Origin of the sequence: Streptomyces sp. NBC_00683 (genome assembly GCF_036226745.1) — a bacterium.
GTDB lineage: Bacteria > Actinomycetota > Actinomycetes > Streptomycetales > Streptomycetaceae > Streptomyces.
Genome location: NZ_CP109013.1, coordinates 821,726 through 848,304 on the forward strand (window position 1 = coordinate 821,726; position 26,579 = coordinate 848,304).

A 26,579-nucleotide genomic window follows, 5' to 3' on the forward strand; every position below is an offset into this window, starting at 1 on the left:
GGGAGTGCGGCCCTTCGCCGTTCGCCGATACCCCGTCAGCGGTTGCCGCGGACGCTCTCGCGCATCGCCGCCATCGCCTTGCGCGACTCGTCGGTGGACATCACCACGGACATGTGAGAGGAGATGAGGTCGAGGCTCGCGCGCTGGTCCATCCGCTCGCTCATCCGCACGGTCCGCTTGATCATGGCCACCGGCAGCGCCGGCTTGGCCGCGATCTTCGCGGCGAAGGCGTACGTCTCCTCGAGGAGCTTCTCGTCGTCGTACACGCGGTTGACCAAGCCGATCCGCAGCGCCTCCTCTGCGTCCACGAACTCGCCGCTGAGCAGCAGCTCCAGGGCCTTGGCCTGGCCCACCAGGCGGGGCAGGAACCAGCAGCCGCCGTCGCCGGGGACGAGGCCGAGGCGGATGTAGCCCTCGCTGAGGCGGGCGGAGCGGGCTACGAACCGCATGTCGCACATGAGCGCCATGTCCAGGCCGGCGCCGACGGCGTCTCCGTTGACCGCGGCGATCACGGGCTTGTCCAGGTCCTCCAGGGCACGGGCGACCTGGTGGATACGCTCGTGGAGCATGTTCTTGTGCTCCAGCGGCTCGTCCACCACGTCGAGCAGGGTGTCCAGGTCGACCCCGGAGCAGAAGCCCTTGCCGCTGCCGGTGAGCACGACGACGCGGACGGCCGGGTCGGCGGCGGCGTCACGGAGCGCCTTCGCCCAGTCCGCGATCATCTCGAAGGTGAAGGCGTTCTTCAGCGCGGGGCGGTTGAGCCTGATGGTCGCGATGCCGTCGTCGACCGTGTACTCCAGATCCATGGCGGATCAACTCCTCGTGGTGGTGGGGCCGGTGATCAGGTGCCAGGGGTCTTCGGCGGCGGCCGAGAGGAGTCCCAGGGCGGCGGCCCACTGGTTCTCGTTGCCGTACTCCTCGCGCCAGGACCACAGGCGCAGGGTGGAGCGGCGCAGGTCGTGCTCGTGGGTGGTGCCGATCGCGCCGTGCACCTGGTGGGAGAGCTCGGCAACCACGGAGGCCGCGCGGCAGGCGTTGGTGCGTACGGCGGCGACCACCGCGAGAAGCTCCGTCCGGGGGTCGTCCAGGGTGGCGACGGCGCTGCGGGTGGAGAGCTCCAGGATCGTCACCTCTCCGGCGAGCGTGGCGAGGTACTGCTGCACCGCCTGGAAGGCGGCGATGGGGCGCCCGAACTGTCGGCGCTCGCCCGCGTAGCGCAGGCTGTGCTCCAGCGCGCGCTGGGCGGCTCCGCTGAGCTGGATGCTGCGGGCGAGGGCTCCGCGCACCTGGATCGAGGGGCCCTCGGGGAGTTCGGCGACCTGGTCCGCCGGCACGGCGACCGCGTGGAACGAGACGTCGTCCCGGGGTTCGCCGGCCAGGTTCGCCCCGTGGACCAGGGTCGCCCGAGCGGGGTCGACCGAGCAGACGCGCCCGTCGACGACGACCGCGACGCGCACCGCGTCGCGGGCCCAGGGGACGCGCCGGAGGGTGCCGTCGAGGATCCAGTCGTCGCCCGCGCGCTCCAGTACGAGTCCGCCGTCCTGCGACTCGGCGGCGGTCAACTGCCCGGCGGGGACCGGAAGACCGGCGGCGGCGAGCAGTGGTCCGGCGATCCACAGGGTCTCCGCGATCGGGATCTCCGCGGCGTGGTAGGCGGCGGTGCGGAGTATGACGGCGGCCATCTCGGCGTCTCCGCCGCTGCCGCCGGCCTCCTCGGGGATGCCGATGCCGGTGAGGCCGGCCTCCTCGAGCTCCTCCCACAGGCCCGGGCGGTCCTGATAGGCGGTGAAGATGTCGGCCGCTGTTGCTTCAAGCAGCTTCAGGTCGTCGTTCATCGGACCCCCAGGGCTCGTGCGATGACTCCGCGCAGGATCTCGTTGGTACCACCGCGGAGGGTGTTGGTGGGTGCCTGGACGACCGACTCGGCGAGGATGCGGGTGAACAGGTCGGGCGAGTTGAGGTCGGGTTCGACGCCGGTCGCCCGGGCCGCCTCGACGACCTCGCGTTCCAAGAGGGTGCCGAGGTCCTTGACCACTGCGGCGGCGACCTCGGGGGCGGAACCCTTGCTGAGCTGGACGGCGATCGCGATCGACGCCTGGCGCAGCGACCACAGCCGGGCGGTGAGCCGTCCGATCGTGCGCGGGTCGGCGTCCTCGCGGGCCGCGAGCAGGCGCAGCAGCAAGGCGGTGCTGAGCAGCCGTTCGGGTCCGCTGCGTTCGTACGCGAGCTCACTCGTGACCTGACGCCAGCCGTCGCCGATTGTGCCGAGCACCATGTCGTCAGGAACGAAGGCGTTGGTGAAGAGGACTTCGTTGAAGTGATGGGCGCCGTTGAGCGAGCGGATCGGGCGGATCTCCACACCGTCGGTGGGCAGCGGCACGATCATCTGGCTCAGGCCCTCGTGGCGGCTCTCTCCGGCGGGACCGGTGCGGACCAGGGCGACGACGGCGTGGGACAGGTGGGCGCCACTGGTCCAGATCTTGGTGCCCTCGATCAGCCAGCCGCCGTCGGTGCGTGTCGCTTTCGTACGCACCGACGCGAGGTCGGAGCCGGAGTCCGGCTCGGAGAGCCCGATGGCGAAGTAGCACTCGCCGGCGGCTATCCCCGGGAGGTAGCGCTTCCGCTGCTCCTCCGTGCCGTGGCTGAGGAGACCGGGCGCGGCCTGCCGGTCGGCGACCCAGTGGGCGCTGACGGGGGCGCCCGCCGCGAGCAGTTCCTCGATGACGACGAACCGTTCCAGCGGGGTGCGGTCCGCTCCGCCGTACCGCTTCGGAATCGCCATGCCCAGCCAGCCTCGGGCACCCAGCTTCCGGCTGAACGCCGGATCCGTGCCGATGACCCAGCTGTCGCTGACCGGGGTGTAGCCGCCCGATTCCAGCTCGGCGGCCAGGAAGTCACGGACTTCCTGCCGCAGTCGGCGGGTCTCCGGGGGAAGTGCGCCGGGATCCAGTCCGAACAGTGATGTCATGTCTTTCCTTTCGCGACGGTCTCGACGATGGACCGCGCCCATGCGTAGTCGGCCTTTCCGGCCGGCGAACGGCGGATCTCCACGACCCGGACGAACTCCTTGGGCAGCTTGTAGCGAGCGAGCTGCTGCGCGGCGCAGCCGCGCAGTTGGTCGTCGTCCGCGTCGCCGTCGAGCAGGACGAGTGCGACGAGTTCCTCGCCCCAGCGTTCGCTGGGGCGACCGAGGACCAGGGCATCGCGCACGGCGGGGTGGGCGAACAGCGCTCGTTCCACCTCCTCGGCGAAGATCTTCTCTCCGCCGGAGTTGATCGTCGTGGCGGCCCGCCCGCGCAGCACCAGCCGGCCGTCGGCGCGCAGTTCGGCCAGGTCGCCGGGGATGGCCATGCGCCGCCCGGCCACCACGGGAAAGGTGGCCGCGGTCTTGACCGGGTCGCCGAGGTAGCCGAAGGGCAGGGGCTCGTGAGCCGCGAGCCAGCCGATCTCCTCCTCGCCCGGCTCGAGCGTCCGGCTGCGGGCGTGGTCGAGGACGCAGGCCCGGGGCCCCAGGGCGAAGACGCCCGGTTCGGCCTTCTCCCCGAGCGACAGTTCGGCCTGGATGATGCGGCCGGTCTCGGTCGAGCCGGCGCCGTCGGCGAGCAGCGCCCGCTCGCCCAGAGCGGCCAGCAGGCGTTCCTTCGTTCCGGGGCTGGTGGCCCCGCCACCGACGACGAACGTGGTCACGGACGACAGGTCGTACGCCCTGCGTTCGATCTCGTCGGCGACTGGCCGGGCGAACGCCTCGCCGACGAGCGCGCAGGACTCCAGCCGTTCACGCTCGATCAGTGCGCACACGTCGGCGGCGTCCAGACGGTGCACCACATCGGGAACGGCGATCAGTCCGCCTCCGAGCAGGGTGCCCAGGAGCTGCCAGCCGCCGGCCCCGTGCATGAACGGTGCGGCACCGAGTACACGACGGCCGGGCGCTGCCGCAGCGGCGAGTCCCACGGACTCGGCGGTGGCGTCCTCCGGGAAGGCGACGCCGCCGAGGGTGGCACGCCAGATGCCGTGCTGGCTCCACAGGGTGCCCTTCGGCATGCCGGTGGTGCCGCCGGTGTAGATGATGTAGAGGTCGTCCGGGCTGGTGCTCGGCGCCTGCCACTCCCGAGACGCCGCCGCCAGTGCCTCTTCGTAGTCGAGTGCGCCGGGCAGCAGCGGATTGTCGGAGTCGTCGGCGACCTGGAGCAGCAGGGGCACGGCGACGAGGCTGTCGAGGACGGGCGCGAGGGTGGGGGCGAAGGCCGCGTGGTAGACCACCACCGCCGGGCGGGCGTCGCCGAGGAGATTGAGCAACTCCGGAGCTGTGTAGCGGTAGTTGACGTTGAACGGGGCCAGTCGGGCGGCGAAGGACGCAAGGGTGGCCTCCGCGTACTCGGGCCCGTTGTACAGGAGCAGGGCGAGGTGGTCCTGACCGGACTCATGGGCCTGGAGGGCGTCCCTCTCGCGGTGTGCGCCCAGGCCGCGGGCGGCGAGCAGCCCGGCCAGGCGCTCGACCCGGTCGTGCAGCTCGCCGTAGCTGCGGCGCACGGAACGGTGCAGGATCGCCTCCCGCTCCGGGACCGCGCCGGCCACGGAGCGGAAGAGATCGGCGATACTCGGTCGCATAGGGGTGGTCATCTCCATGATCCGGTCACAGGCCGAGCGACTTGGCGATGACGGTCTTCATGATCTCGCTGGAGCCGGCGGCGATCCGGGCGACCCGGATGTCGGCGTAGAGCCGGGCGATGGGGTACTCCAGCATGTAGCCGTAACCTCCGTGCAGCTGGAGGCACTTGTCGATGACCCGGCCGGCCGTCTCGCTGGTGAACAGCTTGACCGTACCGACCTGCGGGACGGTCAGCCGGCCGGCGCCGTACTCGACGATCGCGTGGTCGACCATGGCCTGGCCCGCCACCACCTCGGTCGCGCAGTCGGCGAGCACGAACTTGGTGTTCTGGAAGGAGGCGACGGGCTTGCCGAAGACCTGCCGCTCCCGCGTGTACTCCACAGCCAGTTCGACGGCGGCGCGTGCGGCGGCCAGCGACTGGACGGACTGGGTGAGCCGTTCGGAGACGAGGTTGAGGGTCAGGTGACTGAAGCCCTTGCCCTCCTCGCCGAGCATGTGGGAGGCGGGTACCCGTACATTGTCGAAGAACAGCTCGGCGGTGTCGACGGACCGGGTGCCGAGCTTCTCCAGCTTGCGGCCCTTGGTGAAGCCGGGCATGCCGTCCTCGACGACGAGGAGGCTCAGGCCGTCCCGTCGGTCCTCGCCCCGGGACGTGCGGCAGGCCACCACCACGAGGTCTGCGTTGATGCCTCCGGTGATGAAGGTCTTGGCGCCGTTGAGGATCCAGTCGTCGCCGTCCCGTACCGCGTTGGTGACCATGCCCGACAGGTCCGAGCCGGTGCCGGGCTCGGTCATCGCGATGGAGGCCATCGTGCGGCCCGCGGCCATGCCGGGCAGCCAGCGCCGCTTCTGCTCCTCGTTCGCCAGGTGCAGGAAGTAGGGCGTGACGACGCCCGTGTGCAGCGGCAGTGAGCCCAGGCCCACACGGGCGCGGAAGATCTCCTCGATGACGACGGCGGTGAAGCGGAAGTCATCGACTCCGCCGCCGCCGTATTCCTCGGGGACCGCGAGGCCGGCCAGTCCGACCTCACCGCAGCGACGGTAGACGTCCTTGGGGACGATCCCGGCCGTCTCCCACTCCTCGAAATGGGGGACGATCTCCTTCTCGAGGAACGTCCGGACGACCTTGCGGAAGTCCTCGTGGTCCTGCTCGTACAGGGGACGCAGCATGGTGTACGTACTCCTCGGGATCAGGCGGAGGGCTCGGAGCCGACCACGGAGATGAAGCTCACGCAGTCGCCGGGGTGCCCGCCGAGGTTGTGGGTGAGGCCGAGCTTGCGCTCACCGCTGGTGATGCTCGCCAGCTGGCGCTCGGCCGGGGCCTCCTGACGGAGTTGCAGCCAGCATTCGAAGAGCATGCGGAGGCCGGTCGCCCCGATCGGGTGGCCGAAGCTCTTGAGGCCGCCGTCGGGGTTGACCGCCAGGTCGCCGGTGAGGTCGAAGACGCCGTCGAGGACGTCGCGCCAGCCCTGTCCGCGCTTGCTGAAGCCGAGGTCCTCCATGAGGACGAGCTCTGTGGGGGTGAAGCAGTCGTGCACCTCGGCCAGCGCGATCTCGGCGCGCGGGTCGGTGATCCCGGCCTGCTGGTAGGCGGCTTCGGCGCAGGCGGTGACCTCGCGGAAGGTGGTGTAGTCGTACGTCGGGTCCATCGGGCCCGCACCGGGACCCGCCACCATGGAAAGAGCCTTCACGTAGATGGGTTTGTCGGTGTAGAGGTGTGCGTCCTCGGCGCGGACGATGATCGCCGCCGCCGACCCGTCGGAGACGCCGGAGCAGTCGTGGATACCGAGCATGCCCGCGACCTTCGGGCTGTTGCGGATCGTTTCCATCGGCACTTCGGCCTGGAACTGGGCGCGCTTGTTGCGGGCGCCGTTGTGGTGGTTCTTCCAGGAGATCCGGGTGAGGACGTCCTTGAGGGTCTCGTCGTCGAGACCGTGCGCGTTGGCGTACGCCGGGGCGAGCAGGCCGAAGGAGGCCGGTGCGGTGATCGGCGTCTTGGTGCCGTCGTGGGCTGCGTCCTGGCGGACCAGTCCGGAGTAGCCGGAGTCCTTGAGCTTCTCCACACCGATGGCCATGGCGACGTCGACGGCGCCGGAGGCCACCGCGTAGCAGGCGTTGCGGAAGGCCTCCGAGCCGGTGGCGCAGAGGTTCTCGACGCGGGTGACCGGCTTGTAGTCGATCTTCAGGGCGCGGGAGAGTACCTGACCGGAGAAGCCCGAGCTCATCGTGCCGAACCAGAAGGCGTCGACGTCGTCCAGCGCGACGCCCGCGGAGGCCAGGGCCTCCTGGCTCGAGTCGACGAGCAGGTCCTCGGTGCTCTTGTTCCAGTGCTCGGCGAAGGGCGTGCAGCCCATGCCGACGATCGCGACCTTGTCGCGGATACCGTGCGAAGCCATGGTCAGTTCTCCTCGTCGGCCTGGACGGCGGCCTGAACGGGCCGGGCCTTCCAGAAGTAGTTGTGGACGCCGTCGGCGGTGCTGTAGAAGCGGCGGAAGGTCATCTCCACGGCGTCGCCGATCTTCAGCGCCGCGGGGTCGGCGTCGGTGACCTCGGCGATGAACCGGCCGCCTCCCTCGAAGTTCAGCGCGGCGGCGATCAGCGGCGGGTTCAGCGTGTAGGCGAGAAGGTCGGCCTGGAAGGTGGCGATGACCGCCGGCACCTCGGCGACCCGGTCGTGGACCATCTGGTCCACGGCCCTGCAGTTGATGCAGACGCGCGCGGCCGGCAGGTGGCGGGTGTCGCACTCCGTGCACCGGGATCCGGACAGGCCGAACTTCCAGTCCGCGTTGCGGTATGCGGGCGGGCCTGCCGGGCGGTCCGGGTCCGGCCGGCGGGGAGCCTCACGCTTGAGGAATCCGCGCCAGGTCAGGAACTTCTGGTACGTCACTTCCCGGCCGCCGGCGGCCTGTCGGGCGACGGACGGTCCGGCGCGGCGCTCCCGCAGTGCGGGGAGGGCGTCGGTGGTACGGAAGACCAGCGCGTCCGCTCCGTCTCCGAGCGCGACCAGCAGAATCGTCTCGCCGACGGCCGCCTCGTCCAGAGCGGCGGCCAGCAGCACACCCGGTTGCGCGGTGCCGGTGGCACCGATGAGGGAAACCAGGTCGTCCACGACGGTGGCGCCGCGGCCGAGTGTCCTGGCGACGCCGCGGACGGCACGCCGATGCAGACCGGTGACCGCGACCTTGTCGACCTCGGCCAGGGTCAGACCGGCGTCCTTGAGCGCGGTGTCCACCGCCTCCTGGGCCAGCTCCTTGTAGGGGCCTTCGGTGAAGCGCTCCTCCCAGATCCGGCTGGACGAGTCGCCCGGGATGCGCCAGCGCTCCAGGAACTCGGCCGACGCCGAGCCGCGGCCGGCCAACGTCGCCACGACGTCGTCGCCCGAGCCGAACTGCACGGCGGCAGCGGCGTCGCCGCCGTCGCGCTCCTCCGCCGAACCGGGCAGGCCGGTGCGGATGTCGGACAGCACCGCGAGGGCGGGGCGACCGGCGGCGGCCGAGTCTGCGGCGGTGAGCAACGCGCCGACACCCGAGCGGGCCGCGCCGACGAAGTCGTACGCCGGGACGGAGCGGTCCAGACCGAGCGCGGCGTGCACAGTCGTGGCGTTGGTCTTGTCCGCGTACGCCGGATTGGCAGTGGCGAACACCAGGCTGCGCGGCTCGCCAGGTGCTCCGGCGAGGGCCCTGCGGGCTGCTTCGACACCCATCGACGTGGTGTCCTCGTCGAAGGCGGAGACGGCGCGGGTGCCCTTGCCTCCGCCGGATTCGAGAGCGCGTCCTATCTCCTTGCGGTTCAGCCGCCAGGCCGGCAGATGAACCCCGTAACTGGTGACACCGACATCCGCTGTCGCGGTCATGGCACTCCTCAGGCAGGTGTGGTCACCCGTTCTCCTGCACTGCCTCTCCCGTACCGGGGTGGCCGGCACCCGGGGGCGCCGCGGCCGCGGCCATCGAGACGAAGGCCAGCGCGGCGGGCGACAGGGGGCCACGACGGTGGTAGAGGAAGCAGGGGCGGGGAAAGGTGAAGGCGAGCGGCCGGACCTGAGCGCCGAGACGCTTGGCGGCCCGGGCCGCGGGCGCGGGCAGCAGGGTCAACCCTGCTCCGGCCAGAACGAGCGGAACGATGGCGTCGCGGTGCGCGGTTTCCACGACGACGGTGGGCGGGGGCAGCCGCTCGGCTGCTGCAACCGCAGCGAACCATACGCGAAGCTCCGAGTGGCGAGGTAGCCCCTGCACGAATCTGTGCGCCAGGAGCTCGGCGACCTTCAGCGGCCGGTCCGGGAGGTCCTCCGTCTGCGGCGGGAAGACCGCCCAGAGCTCCTCCACGCCGATCTGCACGGACTCGTGCTTGGGATAGGGCGCCGGATAGTCGCTGACCAGCAGTTCCGCCTCGGCCCGGCGCAGTGCTTCGAAGCCGTCGGGCCCGGAGACGGTCTCGTGGACGCCGACCTGCACTCCGGGGTACCGGGCCTGGAAGCGTGTGACCAAGGGCACGACTGGGTCGACGGCGAAGCCCTGCACCACGGCGAGGTCGAGCCGGCCCGTGGCCAAGTGGTCGATCTCCTCCACGGCTGCGCGCGCGGCCTCGAAGGAGCGCAGGGTGCGCCGGGCCGGTCCCACCAGGGCCCGGCCCGCCGGGGTGAGCGTCAGACGGGGCCCTCGCTTGAAGAGCTGAGTGCGCATGTCGCGCTCCAGCTCCTTGATCGACTGGGAGACCGCGGGCTGGCTGATGTGCAGTTGCCGGGCGGCTTCGGAGATGCTCCCGGACTCCACGACAGCGAGGAAGTAGGTGAAGTGACGCCTGTCCATAGATTCTTCTTATCACTACCTGAAGTAAATGACGGATTCACTTTGCATGACATTCGTCCTAGCGTGTTCGGTGGGCGGGCCTGCGCGGGCCGAAACCACGCGTCCATCGCACAGCGCGGTGGCGCAACAGCTAGGAGATCTTTCGATGGGAACCCTCGAAGGGCGTGTCGCCGTCGTCACCGGAGCAGGTCGCGGCGTGGGCCGTGAGCACGCTCTCCTCTTCGCACAGGAGGGCGCCAAGGTCGTCGTCAACGATCTGGGCGCGGCCCCGGACGGCGCCGGCACCGACATCGGCGCGGCACAGGCCGTGGTCGACGAGATCAAGGCACTCGGCGGAGAAGCCGTGGCCAACACGGACAGCGTCAGCGACTGGGCGGGCGCCCGGCGACTGATCGAGACGGCCGTCGAGACCTTCGGCGACCTGCACGTCCTGGTGAACAACGCCGGCATCCTGCGTGACCGCGTACTGGTCAACATGAGCGAGGAAGAGTTCGACCTCGTCGTGAACGTCCACCTCAAGGGAACCTTCGCGGTCTCCCGGCACGCCGCCGAGTACTGGCGCGCCCAGGCGAAGGCCGGCATCCAGGCCGATCGCGCGATCATCAACACCTCCTCCGGTTCCGGTCTGCACGGGAACCCCGGACAGGTGAATTACGCGTCTGCCAAGGCAGGTATTGCCGCCATGACGATCGTCGAGGCCAAGGAGCTCGAGCGTTACCACGTGCGGGCGAACTGCATCGCCCCGGTGGCACGCACCCGGCTCACCGAGGCAACTCCGGGCCTGGGCGATGTGATGGCCTCCACGAAGAACGACGACTTCGACCCGTGGTCCCCGGCCAACATCTCGCCGCTGGTCGCCATGCTGGCCGCCGAGGAATGCGCGTTCTCCGGCCACGTCTTCAGGGTGATGGGCGGTCAGGTCGGCCTGTACAAGGGCTGGCACGTGGTCGAGCAGCTCGAGAGCGACAAGCGCTGGACCGTGGAGGAGCTGGCATCGGCGACGGCACACATGCCCGCGAAGCCCGACTCGGAGATCCCGGGCTCGCACGTGAAGAGCCTGCGGAGCAACTGAGGCGCGGCGACAGCGGGCGGGGGCGACCCCTTTCCCTGGGGCCGCCCCACGATCGCAACGAATAGCCGTTCACTCTCGTGGAATCCTTCCTCACTAAATTGCTGCTGAACATCGCGTAGAGCCTCGGCAACCTCTTGCATGGCACAACTAGCAGTGATTCACTCCGCCCATCGCATCGCACGACAGAGGGAGTGACATGGCTATCGACGAGAACAGGCTCATCGACTCCGCACCGGAAGGTGACCCGGCACCGACCGCCGGGCACAGGCGTGCGTGGCTGGTTCTCGGCCTCCTGCTTCTGCTGCTGGTGGTCAACTACGCCGACAAGGCCGTCGTCGGCATCGCCGGCGTCGAGATGAAGCGGGACCTCGGACTCTCCTCCTCCCAGTTCGGGTTGCTGACCTCGGCCTTCTTCCTCCCGTTCGTGGTGGGTGGTGTCCTGGGCGGCGCGCTGACCCGCAAGTTCCAAGCCCGCTGGCTCCTCCTCGGCATCGCGGTCCTGTGGACGCTCAGCCTGTTGCCGCTGGCGTGGCAGGTCGGCTTCGGAGTGGTGGTCGCCTCGCGCATGGTGCTCGGCTTCGCCGAGGGTCCGACGACAGCGCTGGCCATGCACGTCGCCCACTCGTGGTTCCCGGCGGCCAAGCGAGCTCTGCCGAGCTCCATCATCGTGTCGGGCGCCGCTCTCGGCCCGGTCATCGCAGCCCCGGCGCTCACCTGGGTCATCACGAACCACTCCTGGCACATGGCCTTCGGCGCCCTGGCCACGGTCGGCGCCTTCGCCGCCGCTCTCTGGCTGTTCGCCGGACGTGAAGGGCCGGAGGCGGTGCGCCGCGGTCACGGCGCCACGGCCTCGCAGCTTCCCGAACGACTGCCGCTGCGCAAGGTGTTCGGCACCGGGACGGTCATCGGCATCATGGCGCTGTTCTTCGTCGCGTACGCGAACACGTCGGTGAAGGTCGGCTGGCTGCCGCTCTACCTGCGTGAGGGTCTCGGCTACAGCGCCGGGACCGCGGGCAAGCTGGTGTCCCTGCCGTATCTGGGTGGCGCCGTCGCGGTGATCCTCGTCGGCTGGATCTCCGGACGCATGACCAGGCGGGGGATGAGCAACCGCGTCACCCGCGGTGTCCTGGGAGCTTCCCTGGTGCTCGCCTCCGGGCTGACCACGGTCGTCTTCGCCGGCATGGACGCCGGCCCGCTCCAGATGGTCCTCATCGTGCTCGGCTCCAGCCTCAACGCCGCCGGGTTCGGCGCCACCTTCGCCGCGATCAGCGATGTGTCCCCGGTCGGACAGCGTGGCGTGATCCTCGGTGTCATCACCGCCTTCTACAGTCTCGCCGGGGTGATCGCTCCGCTGGTGATGGGCCGCCTGGTCGACGTCAGCGCCGACGCCGCCGAAGGCTACGGATCCGGATTCCTGATCCTCGGCATCGTCATGATCGTCGGAGCCCTGCTCGCGCTCGCCCTGGTCGACCCGGACCGCGACGCCACGAAGCTCGCCGCCGGCGCCTGATCCGCGGTGCGGTCAAAGGGTGGCCCCTGATCACTCCGGCCCTGTCAGCCCTCGCCCGTATGCCCACCCGGCCGGCGCGAGGGCTGAGCGTGCCCCCACAGCGCCGCGCCCTCCCGGCCACCACGAGCCTAGGATGTGGGGCGTGAGCACGACGAACGGCAGTCCGACCCGGCGCCCCCGCAACCGCAGGGCGCTGATCCTCGCCGCCGCCATGGACAGGTTCCGGGAGACCGGTTACCAGGCGACCGGCATGGAGGACATCGCCTCGGCCGTCGGCATCACGGCCGGAGGGCTCTACCGCCACTTCCGCGGCAAGCAGGAACTGCTCGGCGTCGCACTGCTCGACAGCACCGAGCAGCTTCTTGACGTCATGGAGGAATCGGACGACCTCGCCTCCCTCACGCGCGCCGTCGCCTCGTTCTCGCTCGACCACCGCTCGTACCCCGTCGTCTGGGACCGCGAGACCCGCCACCTCTCGGCACTGCACCAGGACGATGTGCGACAGCGACACGCGCAGATCGCCGCCGCCCTCGGCACGGCGCTTCGGGCCGCTCGACCCGACGTCGCCCCGCAGAACATCTCCCTGCTCGGCTGGGCCACGGTCGCCGTGCTCGCCAGCCCCTCGTACCACCGGACCGAGCTGCCCCGCCGCCGCTACGAGGAGCTGCTCCGGAAACTGGCCGAGGCTGTCTGCCGGACAGAACTGTCCTCGCCCGCCCCGCCTGCAGGCGGGAGCAGTGCGGGGACGGCCTCGCGCCCGGGGCTGAGCCCCGCCTCCCGCCGTGAGGCGCTGCTCGCCGCAGCCGTCCCGCTCTTCGCCGAGCGTGGCTTCCAGTCGGTGAGCATGGAGGACATCGGGGCTGTGGTGGGCATCTCGCGACTGTCCGTCTACCACCAGTTCCCCGAGGGGAAGGGAGATCTGCTCGCCGCCGTGCTCCACCGCGCCTCGGAGGCGAAGTGGGCCACCTTGGTGCGGGACCTGGCGGAGAGCGGGACACCGCGGGAGGCACTGGAGCGTCTGTTGCGCAGCCACGCGCAGTCCACCGTGCTCGACAACGGTACGGGGGCCCTGCTGCTGGTCAGCGAGTTGGCGCACTTCCCCACCGCCGCCCAGGAGGCGATGCACCGGTCCCAGGTCGACTATGTCGCCGAGTGGGTCGCTCTGCTGCGGGCCTGCCGGCCGGACCTGGACCAGGCCGAGGCCCGCGTCACGGTCCACGCCGCGCTCACGGTGATCAACCTCCTGCCGAGGCGCCCCGAGAATACGGCACGCCCCGACGCCACTTCGGCCCTGGTGGAACTCGGCCTGGCGGTCCTGGGCATCCAGAGATCCGTACGCGCCTGAGCCCGGCGCCGCGCGGCGCCGGGCTCGGAGCAGGAAGAACAGCGTTCGGGAAAGGACCCGTTCAGCCGACGATCATGATCGTGCACGTCGCATGGGCAAGGAGCCGTCCGGACTCATCCGTCATCCTGGCCTGCACCAGCACATTGCGACGGCCCCGGTTGACGACCTCCGCCTCACAGGTCAGCACACCGCTGTCGCCGGCCGCGGAGCGAAGGAACTTCACCGTGAGATCCGTGGAGACGATCCGCGTCCCCTCCGGGACGGTGGTGTAACAGGCCGCGGCACAAGCGTTGTCCAGCACGGTGGCGTACATCCCGCCGTGCAGGATTCCTGCCCCGTTCTCATGGTCCTGACGCGGCGTCAGCCGCATCACGGCGCTCCCGGGGGAAACGGCGATCGGGCGGATGCCCAGCAGTCTCTCGATGGGCTGCCTCGGGCCGCCACCCGCAGCGAGGTGCTCCTGGAACATCTGGAGCCCGCTGCGTGGTGCGGTGACGACGGCGGGAGGGGTGAGGGACACGGGAGGTCTCCGGGAGTGTCGCGGCTGTAGAGCCTGGCAGAGCGCTAGCGGACGGAGCGTCCGCCGTCGTTCCAGTGGGGTTTGCGGAGGTCGCGTTTGAGGATTTTGCCTGCGGGTGAGAGGGGGAGGGTTTCGACGAAGTCGCAGGTGCGGGGGGATTTGTAGCCGGCGATGAGGGTTTTGCAGTGGGTGCGGATGTCGTCGGTGGTGGTGGTGTGGCCGGGTTTGAGGACGATGACGGCGTGGACGCGTTCGCCCCAGGTGGGGTCGGGGACGCCGATGACGGCGCAGGAGGCGATGGCGGGATGGGTGGCGAGGGCGTTCTCTACCTCGGCGGAGTAGACGTTCTCGCCGCCGGTGACGATCATGTCTTTGAGGCGGTCGACGATGTAGAGGTAGCCGTTGTCGTCCATGTGGCCGGCGTCGCCGGTGTGCATCCATCCGCCGCGCAGGGCGTCGGCGGTCTCCTGGGGTTTGTTCCAGTAGCCGAGCATCATGTTCGCGCCGCGGGCGACGATCTCCCCGACCGTCCCGCGGGGCACTTCCACATCCGCCGGATCCACCACCCGCACATCCACCCCGGCGATCGCCCGGCCCGCGGCACGCAGCAGGCGCGGATCATGGTGGTCCTCGGGCGCGAGAGCGGAGACTCCCGGAGCCATCTCGGTCATGCCGTAGCCCTGGGCGAACTCCGCCCGAGGGAAGGCGGACATGGCCCGCTTCAGCAGGGTCTCGGAGATCGGCGAAGCACCGTAGCTGAAGCGCTGGACGCTGGAGAGGTCGTGGTCGCCGACAGCCGGGTGGTCCACCAACACCTGAATCATGGCGGGGACGAGCAGCGTGGACGTGGGCCGCCACTCGTCGATGGCCTTCAGAACCGCTCCGGGTTCGAAGGCGGGCAGGAAGAGATGGGAGCCACCGACAAGCGTCTGACCGCACCAGCTGGCCAGCGCGGCGAGATGGAACATCGGCGCGCAGTGCATGGTGCGCCCGCCACGGACGCTGCTCTGCACACTCGCGACGAGGCCGTGGGCGGAGGCGAGGATATTGGTGTGGCTGAGCATCACGCCCTTGGGGAAGCCGGTGGTGCCGCCGGTGTAGAACAGGCCGGCGAGCCGGTCCCCGCCCAGACGCAGGTCCTCCACCGGCTCATGACCGGCGATCAGGTCCTCGTACCCGAGCATCCCCTCCGGCACGGGACCCGCCCCGCAGTGCACCACGGTCCCCAGCCCGCCCCACAACTCCCGCAACCGCGGCACCATCGGGGCGAAGGAGTCGTCGACCAGCAGCACGCGGGTGTCGGACTCCTCCAGGGAGTAGGTCATCTCCTTCGGACTCCAGCGGGTGTTGACCGGGTTGACCACCCCACCCATCCACCACACCGCGTACATGTACTCGTGGAAGACGTCACTGTTGTGGGCCAGCAGCGCCACCCGGTCACCCTCCGCCATACCGAGCGCCCCCAGCGCACCGGCCAGCCGGGCCACACGATCGGCGACTTCACGGTTGGTCCGCACACGGTCCCCGAAAACCGTCGCGACCTGATCGGGACCCTGCTGCACGGCTCTGTGCAGACTCTGCGTGAGATACACAGCAACACTCCTCATGGGTGTGGATAAGGCCGACCGCCTCAGCCACGGCGAGGCGGTCCTTGCGCACGCGGCGCGGGAGCGAACGGCTCGGAACCGCCCGCGATCGTGACGCCGATGCGTGGCGATCGCGGACCAAAAAGCCCCTCCGTGCTCAACGAGGTTTACTTTCAGCCCGTATGGCCTGCACGTCAAGGGGTAGCAAGCGCTGGATTAACTTCTCGTCATTCACCTAGCGGTCATGGCGTCCGGGGAGACGCCCCCGTACAAAGCGCAAGCCCCTGGAGACACTGATCGCCTACACACAATTTACTTATCCCGCACAGGGTTTGCCCTTGAGCGGTTTACAGACTCCTCGGAAGCGACTTAGCATTCACATCCTGGCTCCGGGGCCAGACATGCGCTCCCCCGCCAGTGATCCCTGGGAGAACCACGTGCAGCCTCACACCCCCGCCCCCACCCCCGTGCCCGTCCCCGACGCGTTCGGCAGGGATCTCGTGGGTTTCCTCAGCCTCGAACGCATCGAACGCGACATGTTCCGAGGCTGGTGCCATGAGGGCGCGCGTCTTCGGGCCTTCGGCGGGCAGGTCGCCGGGCAGGCCCTGACGGCTGCCGGGCACACCGTCGAGGCGGGGCTGCGCGTCCACTCCCTGCACGGATACTTCCTGCGGGCAGGCGACACCCGCAGCCCGATCGTCTACCAGGTGGAGCGGCTGCGGGACGGCCGCAGCTACGTCTCCCGGCGGGTGACGGCCGTCCAGCGCGGCGAGGCGATCTTCAGCCTCTCCGCCTCCTTCAAGCTTCCCGAGGGTACGGGCGGCGCCGGCGACCGGAATCTCACGATGCCGCAGGTCACGCCGCCCGAGGAACTGCCCGACGCGTTCGCCTCCGTATGGAGGGAAGCTCCGGAGAAGCACGATGGGGGCGAGTTCACCAAGGCCCTTTCCGTGCGCGTCGCCCCCTCTCCGGGCCCCGTGCCCGAAGGGAGCACCCAGCAGTGCCTGTGGGTGAAATCGGCACACCCCCTGCCGGACGAGCCGATGCTGCACGCCTGCGGCCTCGCCTATGCGTCGGACCTTCTCCTGGCCCCCTCTGCCGCGCTGCACCTGGAGCTTCCCTGGGTGCTGCGCCCCAAGGCGTCCACCGTGTTCCTCACGTCGCTGGACCACGCCATCTGGTTCCACCGCCCCTTCCGCGCCGACGAGTGGCTGCTCGTCGTCCAGCGCAGCCCCACCGCGGGGGACGGTCGTGGTCTTGCGTACGGCGACTTCTGGAGCCGGGACGGCCGTCTGGTCGCCTCCGTCGTCCAGGAGACGGTGCTGCGCACAGCCCGCCCGTCGACTTCCTGACCGTTCCCGGGCCGCTACCCCGAGACCGTCGTGTCGTGCCGCATCCCCGTCCCGACTGAAGCGGTCCTGGGCCGCCAAGCTGCACAGGACCGTTCGCCCTTGGGCAGGGGCGGTCAGGGTGTGGCGTAGGACCGCAGCGACGGCTCGGCCCAGACCTTCGAGGCGCTGAGGAGTTCAGCGCTCATGTTGGCGGCTGCGACCGCGGTGGCCGCCGTCGCCTCGGCGACCGAGACACCGGGGAGGTTGACGTCGAGGCACTTGCCGAACGGCAGCCTGCCCGGTTCGGCCGTACCGGAATGGGACAGCGCGTCCACGACCGTCCGGTAGACGACGGAGTCGTACAGGAAGCCGAAGTGGGTGACGATGCGACCGGGGCACACGCTCTGCATCGATATGTTCCTGGCACCGTTCACAGGCGCGGTCGTGACAGGCACGATCGCTTCGTCGGTGTAGCTGTAGAGGTTCGTGTAGGAGACCGGGCCCGGTGTCTCGTCCCCCGTGTTGAGTGCGGCGAGGAAGTGGGAGCCGAGGCTGAACTGGTGGAGCGCCGGCGCGCACGGGATGGCGCAGAAGAGGTTGCCGCCCCCGATTCCGTGGCCGGGGTTGGCGAGGAGGACCGCGTCGTCGACCTTGGTCTGCAGACCGGGCCACCACTTGAGCGCCCAGCGGATCTGCATGTTGCCCTGACTGTGGCCGATGACGTCGACCTTGCGCCCGGTGGCAGCCTGAATCCTGTCGATGGCGTGGACCACGTACTCGCTGGAATTCTGGATGTCGCCCATCGACCTGTTGGGCAGGGTGACGCCGCAGACGTCGTAGCCCGCGTTGCGCAAGGCCGGCAAGTAGCCCCAGCCCCAGCTCTCGTCGTAGGTCGAACTGGTGCCGTGGACCAGCAGTACGGGCTCACGGTCCGGGTGCTGGAAGGGCGAGGGGCAGCGCACGGCTGCGTCGAGCGTGGCGACCGGGGTGTTCAGCGGCGGGCCGTCGGCGGCGGCAGCAGCCGGCGAGCCCGGGCCGAGCAGCGCGGCGAGGGCCACGCCCACCAGGGCGGCGACGAAGGCGCGAATCCGCAGGTGCCGGTGGGGTGCCTGCCGGTGTCTGATCACGGTGTCTCCTTGGCGAATGGCCGTTCGCGGATGTCCGCGCACGGCCTGCGGCTCGGAAAGGGGGTCCATCCGTCCACCTGGCAAACGGGGATCGGATCGGTGGCTCACGTTCACGGTTCCGTGCGGGTCGGACAAGGCTCCGCGCACGACCGGACCGTCCCCGGCAGACTTCGTGTGGCCGGTCACAACGCGTGGCGCGGCTGTGTGCAGCCCGTCACATCCCGGGGGCTTCACTGCGCCGCCGGGCTCGGTCGATCAGCCCCGTCCCGCAAGGCGTACGCGCGCGGATCCGACGCCGCGAGACGGCTCCGGCACGGTGTTCCCGTACCGGAGGCACGGTGTTCCCGTACCGGAGCCCCCGCGGAGCCGTGCCGGTGCGCGTCAGCGGGCCGACTGCCCTGACACGGCAAGGCGGTCGCGCAGCTCGCTCTTGAGGATCTTGCCCGTGGGTGTGAGCGGCAGGGAATCGACGAACTGCAGGCTGCGGACCTTCTGGTAGGGAGCGACCCTCTCCGCGGCGTACGCCATGAGTTCTTCGGCGAGCCCGTCCACCGGCCCGGCGCCGGCCCGCAGCACGACGAAGGCGGCCGGGATCTCCCCCGCGCTCTCGCTCGGCGCGCCTACGACCGCAGCCTGCGCCACGGCCGGGTGGCTGCAGAGGATGTCCTCCAACGGCTGCGGATAGACGTTGTACCCCTTGTAGATGATCATGTCCTTGGCGCGCCCGACGAGGAACAGATGACCGTGCTCGTCGAGGCGTCCCATGTCGCCGGTGCGCAGCCAGCCGTCGACGAACTGCTCTGCCGTCAGGCCGGGTTCCCCGTGGTATCCGTCGGCGACCTGCGGGCCGTGCAGCCACACCTCGCCGGTGTCCCCGGCGTCCAGGACGGTGGCGCCGTCCGCGCTGCGGATCTCGACACGGGTGTCGAACGCTGCGATACCGACGCTGCCCACCGGCGTCTGGACGGTCGGATTGGGCGGCGCCCCCACGGCGCCCATGCTGACCTCGGTGAGTCCATAGCCTTCGCAGACCAGCGCGTTGGGGAACACTCCGGCGAGCCGGTGCAGCGCCGTGCTGTCGATGGGCGCCGCTCCGGAGACGACCATCAGGACGCGGGAGAAGTCGTGCTTGCCGATGGACGGGCTACCGAGCAGGGCGTAGTACATCGCCGGGGAGCCGGTGATCGCCGTGACCCCGTGGGATTCGACGTCGGCCAGGAACGCGTCGGGGTTGAAGCCGGCGACCATGACGGTCGTCTGCCCCAGGATCATGTTGACGGTCTGGGTGACCAGTCCCATTCCGTGGAACAGCGGGGCGATGGCGATCGTGGCGCCTTCCCCGACCGGCAGGGCGTAGGCGTTGACCGCCTCGGGCACGGGCCGCACGACGATGCCTCCCTCGTCGTCGCGCGCCGGGAGGGCCGCGGCACGCAGACAGGACACCTGAAGGACGTTGGCCACCACGTTGCGATGCAGCACCCGTACGGCCTTGGACCGGCCGGTGGTTCCTCCGGTCAGCTGCAGGTGGGCGATCTGCTCGGGATCCGCGGTGAAGCCGGTGAGCGGTTCGGCCGTCAGCAGGTCCGTGAGGGGAACGGCACCCCGGGCGGCGTCCTGCGCGGCGGGCGGGGCCGGGGCCGTCGCGGTGCCCGGCGCGTGCACCACGAACCGCACGCCGGGCGCATCGGCTTCTGTCAGCGCGGCGGCGCAGGCCGGGTGCGTGACGACTGCCGTGGCGCCGACGTCCGCGAGCTGCTCGGCGAGGATGCCGGCCGGCTGAGCGGGATTCACCGGCGCCACCGTCGCGCCGGCGCAGATCGCGCCGTAGTACGCCACGACGTACCAGAGCGAGTTGGGCATGTGCAGGGCGATGACATCGCCCGGGACGATGCCGCGCCCACGCAGGCCGTTCGCCACGCGCAGCGCCCGGTCGTACAGCTCCCGAAAGGTCAGCGTCTCCTTGCCGTCACGCACGGCTGTCCGCTCGGGGAAGGCCCGGGCGGCGCCGGCCACGATCCGGTCGATGCCGGCGTCCGGGTAGTCCAGGGACAGGGGCATGTTCTTCGGCCACGCTCTGCTCATGGGAACTCCTGTGTTTCTGGCGCCTCTGGGATGACTGCGGACCGGAAGCCGTCGGACAAGTGCACGGGGCACAGCCGACGCGGAGGCGCATGCCAGCGGCATCCACTTGGTCAAGTGGCGGTTAAGTTAAGCGTCAATAACCTCACTGTCCAGGTGTGACCAGCGCCGCGGACGGGCCTACCACCCCGACGTCGGGACACCTGTGCCCGCTCACAACACAGTCGACGGCTCATGGGACGGCACACACGTTCACGCATCGGCACGGCGGATTCCGATTCCCCGGCGCGGCACTCCCCCGCGCCGCCCGCACGCACTCCGGAGGCCCTCGCCTGATCCGTACGCTCCCGGCGTCCGCTTCGGCCGGTGAGCCCGGACAGCGGCCTGCCGGGAGTCGTCACAAGTGAATATTTCTGAGCACTTCCCTCACGGACAAGTTCAAGCCACCTAACTGCCACCACGGCCAGTAAGTTATTTTGGGCTAACTCGATATTCGCCTCCTCCGATCACCCCACAAGCCTGGACACCGTGGTTATTGAGGATTAACTTAGGCGTCGTCTGGCGAGCGCGCCGGGCATGCGAGGAAGGAACCGTCACCGTGCGTCGCAGCGTGTTCACCAAGGACCACGAGGCATTCCGGACGACCATCCGGGAGTTCATCTCCGACGAGGTGGTCCCCCACTACGCCGACTGGGAGAAGCAGGGGCACGTCCCGCGCGACCTGTACCGCAGGCTCGGCGAGCTGGGGATCTTCGGCATCAACGTGCCCGAGGAGTACGGCGGCGCGGGCGTCACCGACTTCACCTACCAGGCCGTGCTGCGCGAGGAGTGCGGGCGCGCGGGCGTCGGCTTCGGCGCCGAGTCGGTACACACCTGTCTGGTCCTGCCCTATCTGCTCGAATTCGGCAGCGAGGAGCAGAAGCGGCGCTGGCTGCCCGGCTTCCTCTCCGGCGAGACGATGACCGCCATCGCCATGACCGAGCCCGGCACCGGTTCCGACCTCGCCGGCATCGCCACCCGCGCCCGGCTCTCCGACGACGGGACCCACTACCTCCTCGACGGCGCCAAGACCTTCATCACCGGGGGTGCGCAGGCGGACCTGATCCTGGTCGTCTGCCGCACGGCCGCGTACGACCCCGCGAACCGGCGGGCCGGGCTGTCGATCCTGTGCGTGGACACGGCGTCCGAGGGCTTCGCCGTGGGGCGCAAGCTGGACAAGATCGGTCTGCGCGCGCAGGACACCGCCGAGTTGTCCTTCACGGAGGTCGAAGTCCCCGTGGAGAACCTCCTCGGTGAGGAGGGGGCGGCCTTCACCTACCTCACGCACAATCTCGTGGTGGAGCGCCTCGGCGCGGCCATCGGTGCCTACGCCAACGCGGCCGGGGCGATCGGCTTCGCCACCCGGTATGTGCGTGAGCGCCAGGTCTTCGGCAAGCCGGTCGCGGCCTTCCAGAACACCAAATTCGTGCTCGCCGAGTGCGCCGCCGAGGTCGAGGCCGCGCAGTCCTTCGTCGACCGCGCCCTCGTCGCACACGCGGCGGGTGAGCTGACTCCGGCCGACGCCGCCAAGGCCAAACTCTTCTGCACCGAGGTCGCGGGCCGGGTCATCGACAAATGCCTTCAGCTGCACGGCGGTTACGGCTACATGCTCGAGTATCCGATCGCCCGCCTCTACGCGGACACCCGCGTGAACCGGATCTACGCCGGGACCAGCGAGGTCATGAAGACGATCATCGCCAAGGACCTCGGGCTCTGAGCCCGTTCTCCCCACTTCTCCCCAGGAGGACCCCATGCGCGACGCAGTCATCGTCGACGCCGTACGCACCGCTGTCGGCAAGAAGGGCGGCTCGCTCTCCCTGTTGCACTCCGCCTCCCTCTCCGCCCACGTCCTCAAGGCCCTCGCCGAGCGCACCGGTCTCGACCCCGCGCTCGTCGACGACGTGATCTGGGGATGTGCCTCCGGTGTCGGCATGCAGGCCGGCTGCGTCGGCCGTGCCTCGGTCCTGGCCGCCGGCTGGCCCGAGACCGTCCCCGGGCTGACCGTCGACCGTCAGTGCGGCTCGTCCCAGCAGGCCGTGCACCAGGCCGCCGCCGGTGTCGTCTCCGGCCAGTACGACATCGCCGTCGCCGGTGGGGTCGAGATCATGAGCAGGCTCCCGCTGGGCACCACCCGGGGTGACGGCACCTTCGGCGAGCCCTTCGGCCCGGACGTCTGGGACCGCTACGACGGCGTCCGCTTCAACCAGGGCACGGGCGCCCAGCTGATCGCCGACGAGTACGGCATCACCCGCACCGAGATGGACCAGCACGGCCTGGACTCCCACGCCCGCGCCGCCGAAGCCACCGACGAGGGCCGTTTCAAGAGCCAGATCGCCCCGATCACGGTCACTGACGAAGACGGCTCCACGCGCGTCTTCGACCAGGACGAGGGCATACGCCGCGGCTCCACTCTCGAGAAGCTCGCGGGCCTCAAGCCCGCCTTCCGCGAGGACGGCAGCATCACCGCCGGCAACGCTTCGCAGGTCTCCGACGGCACCGGCGCGCTCCTGGTCACGACCAGCGAGATTGCCAGGGCCCGGGGCTGGACCCCCATGGCCCGGATCCACACCGCGGTGGTCACCGGTACGGACCCGGTCACCATGCTCAAGGGACCCATCCCGGCCACGGCCAAGGCGCTGCGGAAGGCCGGACTGTCGATCGACGACATCGGCGTCTACGAGATCAACGAGGCGTTCGCGTCCGTCTCCCTGGCCTGGCTCCGCGAGACGGGTGCCGACTACGAACGTCTGAATCCCAACGGGGGTGCGATGGCCATCGGCCACCCCATCGGCGGTTCGGGCGCCCGCATCATGACGACTCTGGTCCACCACATGCGCGACAACGGCATCCGCTACGGCCTGCAGTCCATGTGCGAGGGCGGCGGCATGGCCAACGCCACCATCCTCGAACTCCTCTGAGAACGGCGCGCCATGCCCACCCTGCCCGTAGCACCCGCCCCGCCCCGGAGTGATCCGCGCCGGCCCCCGGGCGAGGACTTCTTCGGCGGATTCCTGAGCCTGGAGCAACTGGACCGCGACCTGTTCCGCGGCTGGTGCCACGACGGCATCCCGCTGCGCGCCTTCGGTGGCCAGGTGGCCGCCCAGGCACTCACGGCCGCGGGCCGGACCGTACCCGAGGACCGGGTCGTGCACTCGCTGCACGGCTACTTTCTGCGCGCGGGCGACACGGCGCACCCCCTGGTGTACTCCGTGGAGCGGGTACGGGACGGGGCGTCCTATCTGTCGCGCCGGGTCACCGCCCTCCAGGGCGGCGAGATCGTCTTCACCCTCTCCGCGTCCTTCAAGGCACGGGAACGGACCGCGGACCGCCAGACGACCATGCCGGAGACACCCGACCCGGGCGCTCTCCCCGACGTCTACGCGACCTGGGCGCGGAACAACCCGGAGGACTACGCCCGGGCCGAGTTCCGCAGGGTCCTGGAGATGCGCTACGTACCCGGCCCCGCCGAGCCCACGCCCGGGCTGACGGAGCAGAAGCTCTGGATGCGGTCGGTCGAACGGCTGCCCGACGACCCGATGCTGCATGCCTGCGCCCTGGCGTACGCCTCCGACCTGTTCCTCGCTCCTGCCACCGCGCTGATGACCGACCGGCCCCGGATGGTGCGCACCGAGCCGCCGTCCGTCTTCCTCACCTCCCTCGACCACGCCCTCTGGTACCACCGGCCCTTCCGCGCCGACGAGTGGATGCTCTTCGCCCAGCGCAGTCCCACCGCGGGGGACGGGCGCGGCCTCGCCTTCGCGGACGTATGGAGCCTCGACGGCAGGCTGATCGCCCATGTGGTGCAGGAGACCGTGGTGCGCCCGTCGCGGACGGCAGGCCCCTGAGACCTCCCGCCCCTTCCCCGCCTCTCAACGCCTGAATGAAGGAACCCCCATGTCCGATCTGGTCCTCACCTCGTTCGCGGACGGCATCGCCGTCGTGACGATCAACCGTCCCGAGGCCCGCAACGCCGTCAACCGCGCGGTGGCTGACGCCGTTGCCGAGGCCATCGACGAACTCGACGCCCGCGACGACCTCGTCGTCGGCGTGATCACCGGCGCCGGCGGCAGCTTCTGCGCCGGCGCGGACCTCAAGGCGCTGGCCGCCGGAGAACGCTCCGGCATCCCCGGCCGCGGCTTCTGCGGGATCACCGAGACCCCGCCGGCCAAACCGCTGATCGCGGCGGTCGAGGGGTACGCGCTCGGCGGCGGCACGGAACTGGCGCTGGCCTGCGACATGATCGTCGCCGCGGGGACGGCGAGATTCGGCCTCCCCGAGACCAAGCGCGGCCTGATCGCGGCCGGCGGCGGCCTGGTGCGCCTGCCCCGGAAGATCCCGTACAACGTGGCCATGCAGTACTCGCTGACAGGCGCCCTCCTGAGTGCCGAACGCGCCTACGAGCTCGGCATGGTCAATGAACTGACCGCGCAGGGCGGGGCGCTGGAGGGGGCCCTGGCCCTCGCGAAGGAGATCGCCGCCAACGGCCCGCTGGCGGTGCGCGCCAGCAAGGGGATCGTGGTGGAGTCGGCCGACTGGACGGCCGGGGAGGCCTGGGACCGCAACCGTGCCGCCTGCGCCCCTGTCTTCGCGTCGGCGGACGCCAAGGAGGGCGCGCGTGCGTTCGCCGAGAAGCGGGCTCCCGTCTGGGGCACCGGCTGAGGGGTGCGCCGCCTCTCCACTCCCCAGTGCGACGCATCGTCGAGCTCCACGGCACCGGGGTGAACCACAGCTACAGTCCCGAGGCAATCCTCGGGCATGTCTGAACAAGGGAGTTCCGCCATGACGACCACCTGGCCCACAGGTATGCCCCGCACCCTCGACTACCCCGACGGCACGGTCGCGGATCTGCTCGCAGGTTCCGCCCACGCCTACCCCGACCGCGCCGCGCTGGTGGACGGCGAGGTGCGGCTGACCTTCGCGGAGCTGCACGAGCGCGCTCTGCGCGTGGCCCAGGGGCTGCGTGAGCGGGGCATCGTCCCGGGCGAAGCCGTCGCCGTCCATATGCCCAACTCGATCTGGTTCACGGTCTCGTACTACGGAATCCTGTTGGCCGGCGCCGCCGTGGTCCCGGTCAACCCCACGCAGCCGCCCCTCGCCCTGCGCCGCCAGCTCGACGACTCCGGCGCGGTCGCGGTCGTCACCCACCCTTCGGTCGCGGCGCAGATGTCGGAGGCACTCCAGGGTTCCCCGACGGTCCGACTCGCTTCCCTCGCGGGGGCGACGGCGGCAGCCCCGGCTCCCGCCGGCGCACCGGTCCCCCTGCCGGTCACCACGGTCGCGTTCGACGATCTGATGAAGGCCGAGGCGGCGCCGGCGACCGCGGTGGACGGTGACGCGGTCGCGCATCTCGCGTTCACCGGCGGCACCACAGGCGTGCCGAAGGCCGTCATGGTGCTGCACCGCAACCTGATCAGGAATGTGCTCCAGGTGGCGTGCTGGCGCAGCGCCGCCGTCCCGTCCACGGACGCGCAGGGCCGCATCATTCTGCGTCATGTGCCCGAGGCGAGGACCGAACACCACATCCCGATCGGCACCGCCACCGGTGTCTCCATCGCCCCCCTGTTCCACGGCATGGGCATGGTCAGCCAGAGCATCTTCGCCGCCGCCGGGCTCACGATGGTCGTGTTCGGCCGCTTCGACGCGGTCCGCTACCTGGACACCGTCGAGGAGCTGGGCGTCCACGCCATCACGGGCTCCCCGGCCCTGTGCCACGCCATCCTCGCCGTACCGGCTGTGCGCGAACGCGACCTGTCGTGCGTGCGCCTGGTCAGCAGCGGCTCGGCGCCCATCAACCCGGCGGCGACCGCGGAACTCGCCGAGGTCTTCCCCCGCGCGATCGTCAGTGACGGCTACGGCCTGACGGAGGCCACCATGGGCGTCGCCATCAGCCCGCTGGACCGTGCGATGCCGCGTCCTGAGGGCGCCATCGGTCTGGCCCTGTTCGACACATCGCTCGAGATCCGTGAACTGGACGGCGTCACCGCACTGGCCCCCGGTGAGAAGGGTGAGGTCTGGGTCCGGGGCCCGCAGGTCACGGCCGGCTACCTCGGCCACCCCGAACTCACCGCGGGGCAGTACGTCGACGGCTGGCTGCGTACGGGCGACCTCGGCACACTCGACGAGCAGGGCTGGCTGTCGTTGGTCGGCCGGGCGAAGGACATGCTGATCTACAAGGGGTACAACGTGTATCCCGGCCCGCTGGAGAACATCCTTCGCGAGCACCCGGCGGTCGCCCAGGCGTCCGTCGTGGGCCGGCCGCACCCCGAGCACGGCGAGATCCCGGTCGCCTTCGTCTCCGTGAAGGCCGGAACGGACGCTGCGGATCCCGCAGCGACCGCCGACGAGCTGATGGCGTACGTCGCTGCGCGTGTCGCCCCGTACCAGCGGATCCGCGATGTGGTGATCGTGGACGAGCTGCCGCTCTCGGCGACGGGAAAGATCCTCAAGACGGAGCTGCGCAGGCGGGCGACCGACTCCTGAGACACGGCCGGGACCGGTTCCCGGACAGAAGTCCCGGCGGGGCCGGGCGGAGTGACCACTCCGCCCGGCCCCGCCG

At 70.2% G+C, this 26,579-nt stretch carries 21 protein-coding genes; 9 read left to right on the top strand and 12 right to left on the bottom strand.

All coding sequences use genetic code 11. The annotated features are described in order from the left end of the window. Window positions 1-35: 35 nt before the first annotated feature. Genes OG257_RS03685 through OG257_RS03720 form a run of 8 tightly spaced genes read right to left on the bottom strand, consistent with a single transcriptional unit; the run spans window position 36 to window position 9,414 of the window. Window positions 36-806 carry an enoyl-CoA hydratase/isomerase family protein gene (locus OG257_RS03685; RefSeq protein WP_329204670.1) on the bottom strand — a complete coding sequence of 257 codons (771 nt, stop codon included), beginning with the start codon at window positions 804-806 and terminating at the stop codon, window positions 36-38. 6 nt (window positions 807-812) lie between these two features. Beyond that, window positions 813-1,835, bottom strand: coding sequence for an acyl-CoA dehydrogenase family protein (locus OG257_RS03690; protein ID WP_329204672.1), 1,023 nt, complete (start codon window positions 1,833-1,835; stop codon window positions 813-815). Further along, complete coding sequence (locus tag OG257_RS03695) at window positions 1,832-2,968, bottom strand: acyl-CoA dehydrogenase family protein (protein WP_329204674.1); 1,137 nt, start codon at window positions 2,966-2,968, stop codon at window positions 1,832-1,834. Before OG257_RS03695 ends, OG257_RS03690 begins: the two co-directional genes overlap by 4 nt. Continuing rightward, the gene (locus OG257_RS03700) at window positions 2,965-4,608 is read right to left on the bottom strand and encodes an AMP-binding protein (RefSeq protein ID WP_329204675.1); all 1,644 of its coding nucleotides are present in this window, start codon (window positions 4,606-4,608) and stop codon (window positions 2,965-2,967) included. The genes OG257_RS03695 and OG257_RS03700 overlap by 4 nt, the downstream gene beginning before the upstream one ends. Before the next feature lie 25 nt (window positions 4,609-4,633). Next, entirely contained in the window at window positions 4,634-5,779 is a 1,146-nt protein-coding gene (locus OG257_RS03705) for an acyl-CoA dehydrogenase family protein (protein WP_329204677.1), read from the bottom strand. Window positions 5,780-5,799: 20 nt separating this feature from the next. After that, window positions 5,800-7,005, bottom strand: a complete 1,206-nt coding sequence (locus tag OG257_RS03710) for an acetyl-CoA acetyltransferase (RefSeq protein ID WP_329204679.1) — start codon at window positions 7,003-7,005, stop codon at window positions 5,800-5,802. A 2-nt stretch (window positions 7,006-7,007) separates the two neighbouring features. Beyond that, the gene (locus OG257_RS03715; protein WP_329204680.1) at window positions 7,008-8,462 is read right to left on the bottom strand and encodes a hydroxymethylglutaryl-CoA synthase; all 1,455 of its coding nucleotides are present in this window, start codon (window positions 8,460-8,462) and stop codon (window positions 7,008-7,010) included. A gap of 22 nt (window positions 8,463-8,484) precedes the next feature. After that, on the bottom strand, window positions 8,485-9,414 hold the full coding sequence (locus OG257_RS03720; RefSeq protein ID WP_329204681.1) for a LysR family transcriptional regulator: 930 nt from the start codon (window positions 9,412-9,414) through the stop codon (window positions 8,485-8,487). A 145-nt stretch (window positions 9,415-9,559) separates the two neighbouring features. Here OG257_RS03720 and OG257_RS03725 point away from each other — a divergent pair, with 145 nt between their 5' ends. The 3 genes from OG257_RS03725 (at window position 9,560) to OG257_RS03735 (ending at window position 13,341) form a co-directional block, all read left to right on the top strand. Then, window positions 9,560-10,486: an SDR family oxidoreductase gene (locus tag OG257_RS03725; RefSeq protein WP_329204682.1), complete on the top strand. Its 927-nt coding sequence runs from the start codon at window positions 9,560-9,562 to the stop codon at window positions 10,484-10,486. Between the two features lie 196 nt (window positions 10,487-10,682). Then, window positions 10,683-11,996: an MFS transporter gene (locus tag OG257_RS03730; protein ID WP_329204684.1), complete on the top strand. Its 1,314-nt coding sequence runs from the start codon at window positions 10,683-10,685 to the stop codon at window positions 11,994-11,996. A gap of 142 nt (window positions 11,997-12,138) precedes the next feature. Then, window positions 12,139-13,341, top strand: a complete 1,203-nt coding sequence (locus OG257_RS03735; RefSeq protein WP_329204686.1) for a TetR/AcrR family transcriptional regulator — start codon at window positions 12,139-12,141, stop codon at window positions 13,339-13,341. A gap of 61 nt (window positions 13,342-13,402) precedes the next feature. On the opposite strand, the gene OG257_RS03740 is transcribed toward OG257_RS03735, so the two are convergent. Continuing rightward, a complete protein-coding gene (locus OG257_RS03740; RefSeq protein WP_329204688.1) occupies window positions 13,403-13,861 on the bottom strand; it encodes a PaaI family thioesterase in 459 nt (152 codons plus the stop codon). 44 nt (window positions 13,862-13,905) lie between these two features. Then, on the bottom strand, window positions 13,906-15,453 hold the full coding sequence (locus OG257_RS03745; protein ID WP_329204690.1) for an acyl-CoA synthetase: 1,548 nt from the start codon (window positions 15,451-15,453) through the stop codon (window positions 13,906-13,908). A 431-nt stretch (window positions 15,454-15,884) separates the two neighbouring features. Here OG257_RS03745 and OG257_RS03750 point away from each other — a divergent pair, with 431 nt between their 5' ends. Continuing rightward, window positions 15,885-16,799 carry an acyl-CoA thioesterase gene (locus tag OG257_RS03750; protein ID WP_329204692.1) on the top strand — a complete coding sequence of 305 codons (915 nt, stop codon included), beginning with the start codon at window positions 15,885-15,887 and terminating at the stop codon, window positions 16,797-16,799. Between the two features lie 113 nt (window positions 16,800-16,912). Here the strand turns inward: OG257_RS03750 and OG257_RS03755 are convergent, their stop codons facing one another. Both OG257_RS03755 and OG257_RS03760 read right to left on the bottom strand, forming a co-directional pair. Beyond that, window positions 16,913-17,905: an esterase/lipase family protein gene (locus tag OG257_RS03755; RefSeq protein ID WP_329204694.1), complete on the bottom strand. Its 993-nt coding sequence runs from the start codon at window positions 17,903-17,905 to the stop codon at window positions 16,913-16,915. A 381-nt stretch (window positions 17,906-18,286) separates the two neighbouring features. After that, the gene (locus OG257_RS03760; RefSeq protein ID WP_329204696.1) at window positions 18,287-19,987 is read right to left on the bottom strand and encodes a class I adenylate-forming enzyme family protein; all 1,701 of its coding nucleotides are present in this window, start codon (window positions 19,985-19,987) and stop codon (window positions 18,287-18,289) included. A gap of 595 nt (window positions 19,988-20,582) precedes the next feature. Here OG257_RS03760 and OG257_RS03765 point away from each other — a divergent pair. From OG257_RS03765 to OG257_RS03785, 5 genes are all read left to right on the top strand, one after another. Next, window positions 20,583-21,740 (top strand): acyl-CoA dehydrogenase family protein, encoded by a 1,158-nt coding sequence (locus tag OG257_RS03765; RefSeq protein WP_329204697.1) that lies wholly within the window; start codon window positions 20,583-20,585, stop codon window positions 21,738-21,740. A gap of 34 nt (window positions 21,741-21,774) precedes the next feature. Further along, window positions 21,775-22,941 carry a thiolase family protein gene (locus OG257_RS03770; RefSeq protein ID WP_329204699.1) on the top strand — a complete coding sequence of 389 codons (1,167 nt, stop codon included), beginning with the start codon at window positions 21,775-21,777 and terminating at the stop codon, window positions 22,939-22,941. 12 nt (window positions 22,942-22,953) lie between these two features. After that, on the top strand, window positions 22,954-23,868 hold the full coding sequence (locus OG257_RS03775; RefSeq protein WP_329204701.1) for an acyl-CoA thioesterase: 915 nt from the start codon (window positions 22,954-22,956) through the stop codon (window positions 23,866-23,868). Window positions 23,869-23,917: 49 nt separating this feature from the next. Continuing rightward, a complete protein-coding gene (locus tag OG257_RS03780; RefSeq protein WP_329204703.1) occupies window positions 23,918-24,682 on the top strand; it encodes a crotonase/enoyl-CoA hydratase family protein in 765 nt (254 codons plus the stop codon). Window positions 24,683-24,802: 120 nt separating this feature from the next. Continuing rightward, window positions 24,803-26,503 (top strand): class I adenylate-forming enzyme family protein, encoded by a 1,701-nt coding sequence (locus tag OG257_RS03785; RefSeq protein WP_329204705.1) that lies wholly within the window; start codon window positions 24,803-24,805, stop codon window positions 26,501-26,503. Window positions 26,504-26,579 lie beyond the last annotated feature (76 nt).

Coding starts and splice junctions, on each gene's coding strand:
- OG257_RS03710 (WP_329204679.1), bottom strand. CDS start 7,005: ATGGCTTCGCACGGTATCCGCGACAAGGTCGCGATCGTCGGCATGGGC.
- OG257_RS03700 (WP_329204675.1), bottom strand. CDS start 4,608: ATGCGACCGAGTATCGCCGATCTCTTCCGCTCCGTGGCCGGCGCGGTC.
- OG257_RS03770 (WP_329204699.1), top strand. CDS start 21,775: ATGCGCGACGCAGTCATCGTCGACGCCGTACGCACCGCTGTCGGCAAG.
- OG257_RS03690 (WP_329204672.1), bottom strand. CDS start 1,835: ATGAACGACGACCTGAAGCTGCTTGAAGCAACAGCGGCCGACATCTTC.
- OG257_RS03785 (WP_329204705.1), top strand. CDS start 24,803: ATGACGACCACCTGGCCCACAGGTATGCCCCGCACCCTCGACTACCCC.
- OG257_RS03730 (WP_329204684.1), top strand. CDS start 10,683: ATGGCTATCGACGAGAACAGGCTCATCGACTCCGCACCGGAAGGTGAC.
- OG257_RS03685 (WP_329204670.1), bottom strand. CDS start 806: ATGGATCTGGAGTACACGGTCGACGACGGCATCGCGACCATCAGGCTC.
- OG257_RS03760 (WP_329204696.1), bottom strand. CDS start 19,987: ATGAGCAGAGCGTGGCCGAAGAACATGCCCCTGTCCCTGGACTACCCG.
- OG257_RS03720 (WP_329204681.1), bottom strand. CDS start 9,414: ATGGACAGGCGTCACTTCACCTACTTCCTCGCTGTCGTGGAGTCCGGG.
- OG257_RS03715 (WP_329204680.1), bottom strand. CDS start 8,462: ATGACCGCGACAGCGGATGTCGGTGTCACCAGTTACGGGGTTCATCTG.
- OG257_RS03780 (WP_329204703.1), top strand. CDS start 23,918: ATGTCCGATCTGGTCCTCACCTCGTTCGCGGACGGCATCGCCGTCGTG.
- OG257_RS03695 (WP_329204674.1), bottom strand. CDS start 2,968: ATGACATCACTGTTCGGACTGGATCCCGGCGCACTTCCCCCGGAGACC.
- OG257_RS03725 (WP_329204682.1), top strand. CDS start 9,560: ATGGGAACCCTCGAAGGGCGTGTCGCCGTCGTCACCGGAGCAGGTCGC.
- OG257_RS03705 (WP_329204677.1), bottom strand. CDS start 5,779: ATGCTGCGTCCCCTGTACGAGCAGGACCACGAGGACTTCCGCAAGGTC.
- OG257_RS03775 (WP_329204701.1), top strand. CDS start 22,954: ATGCCCACCCTGCCCGTAGCACCCGCCCCGCCCCGGAGTGATCCGCGC.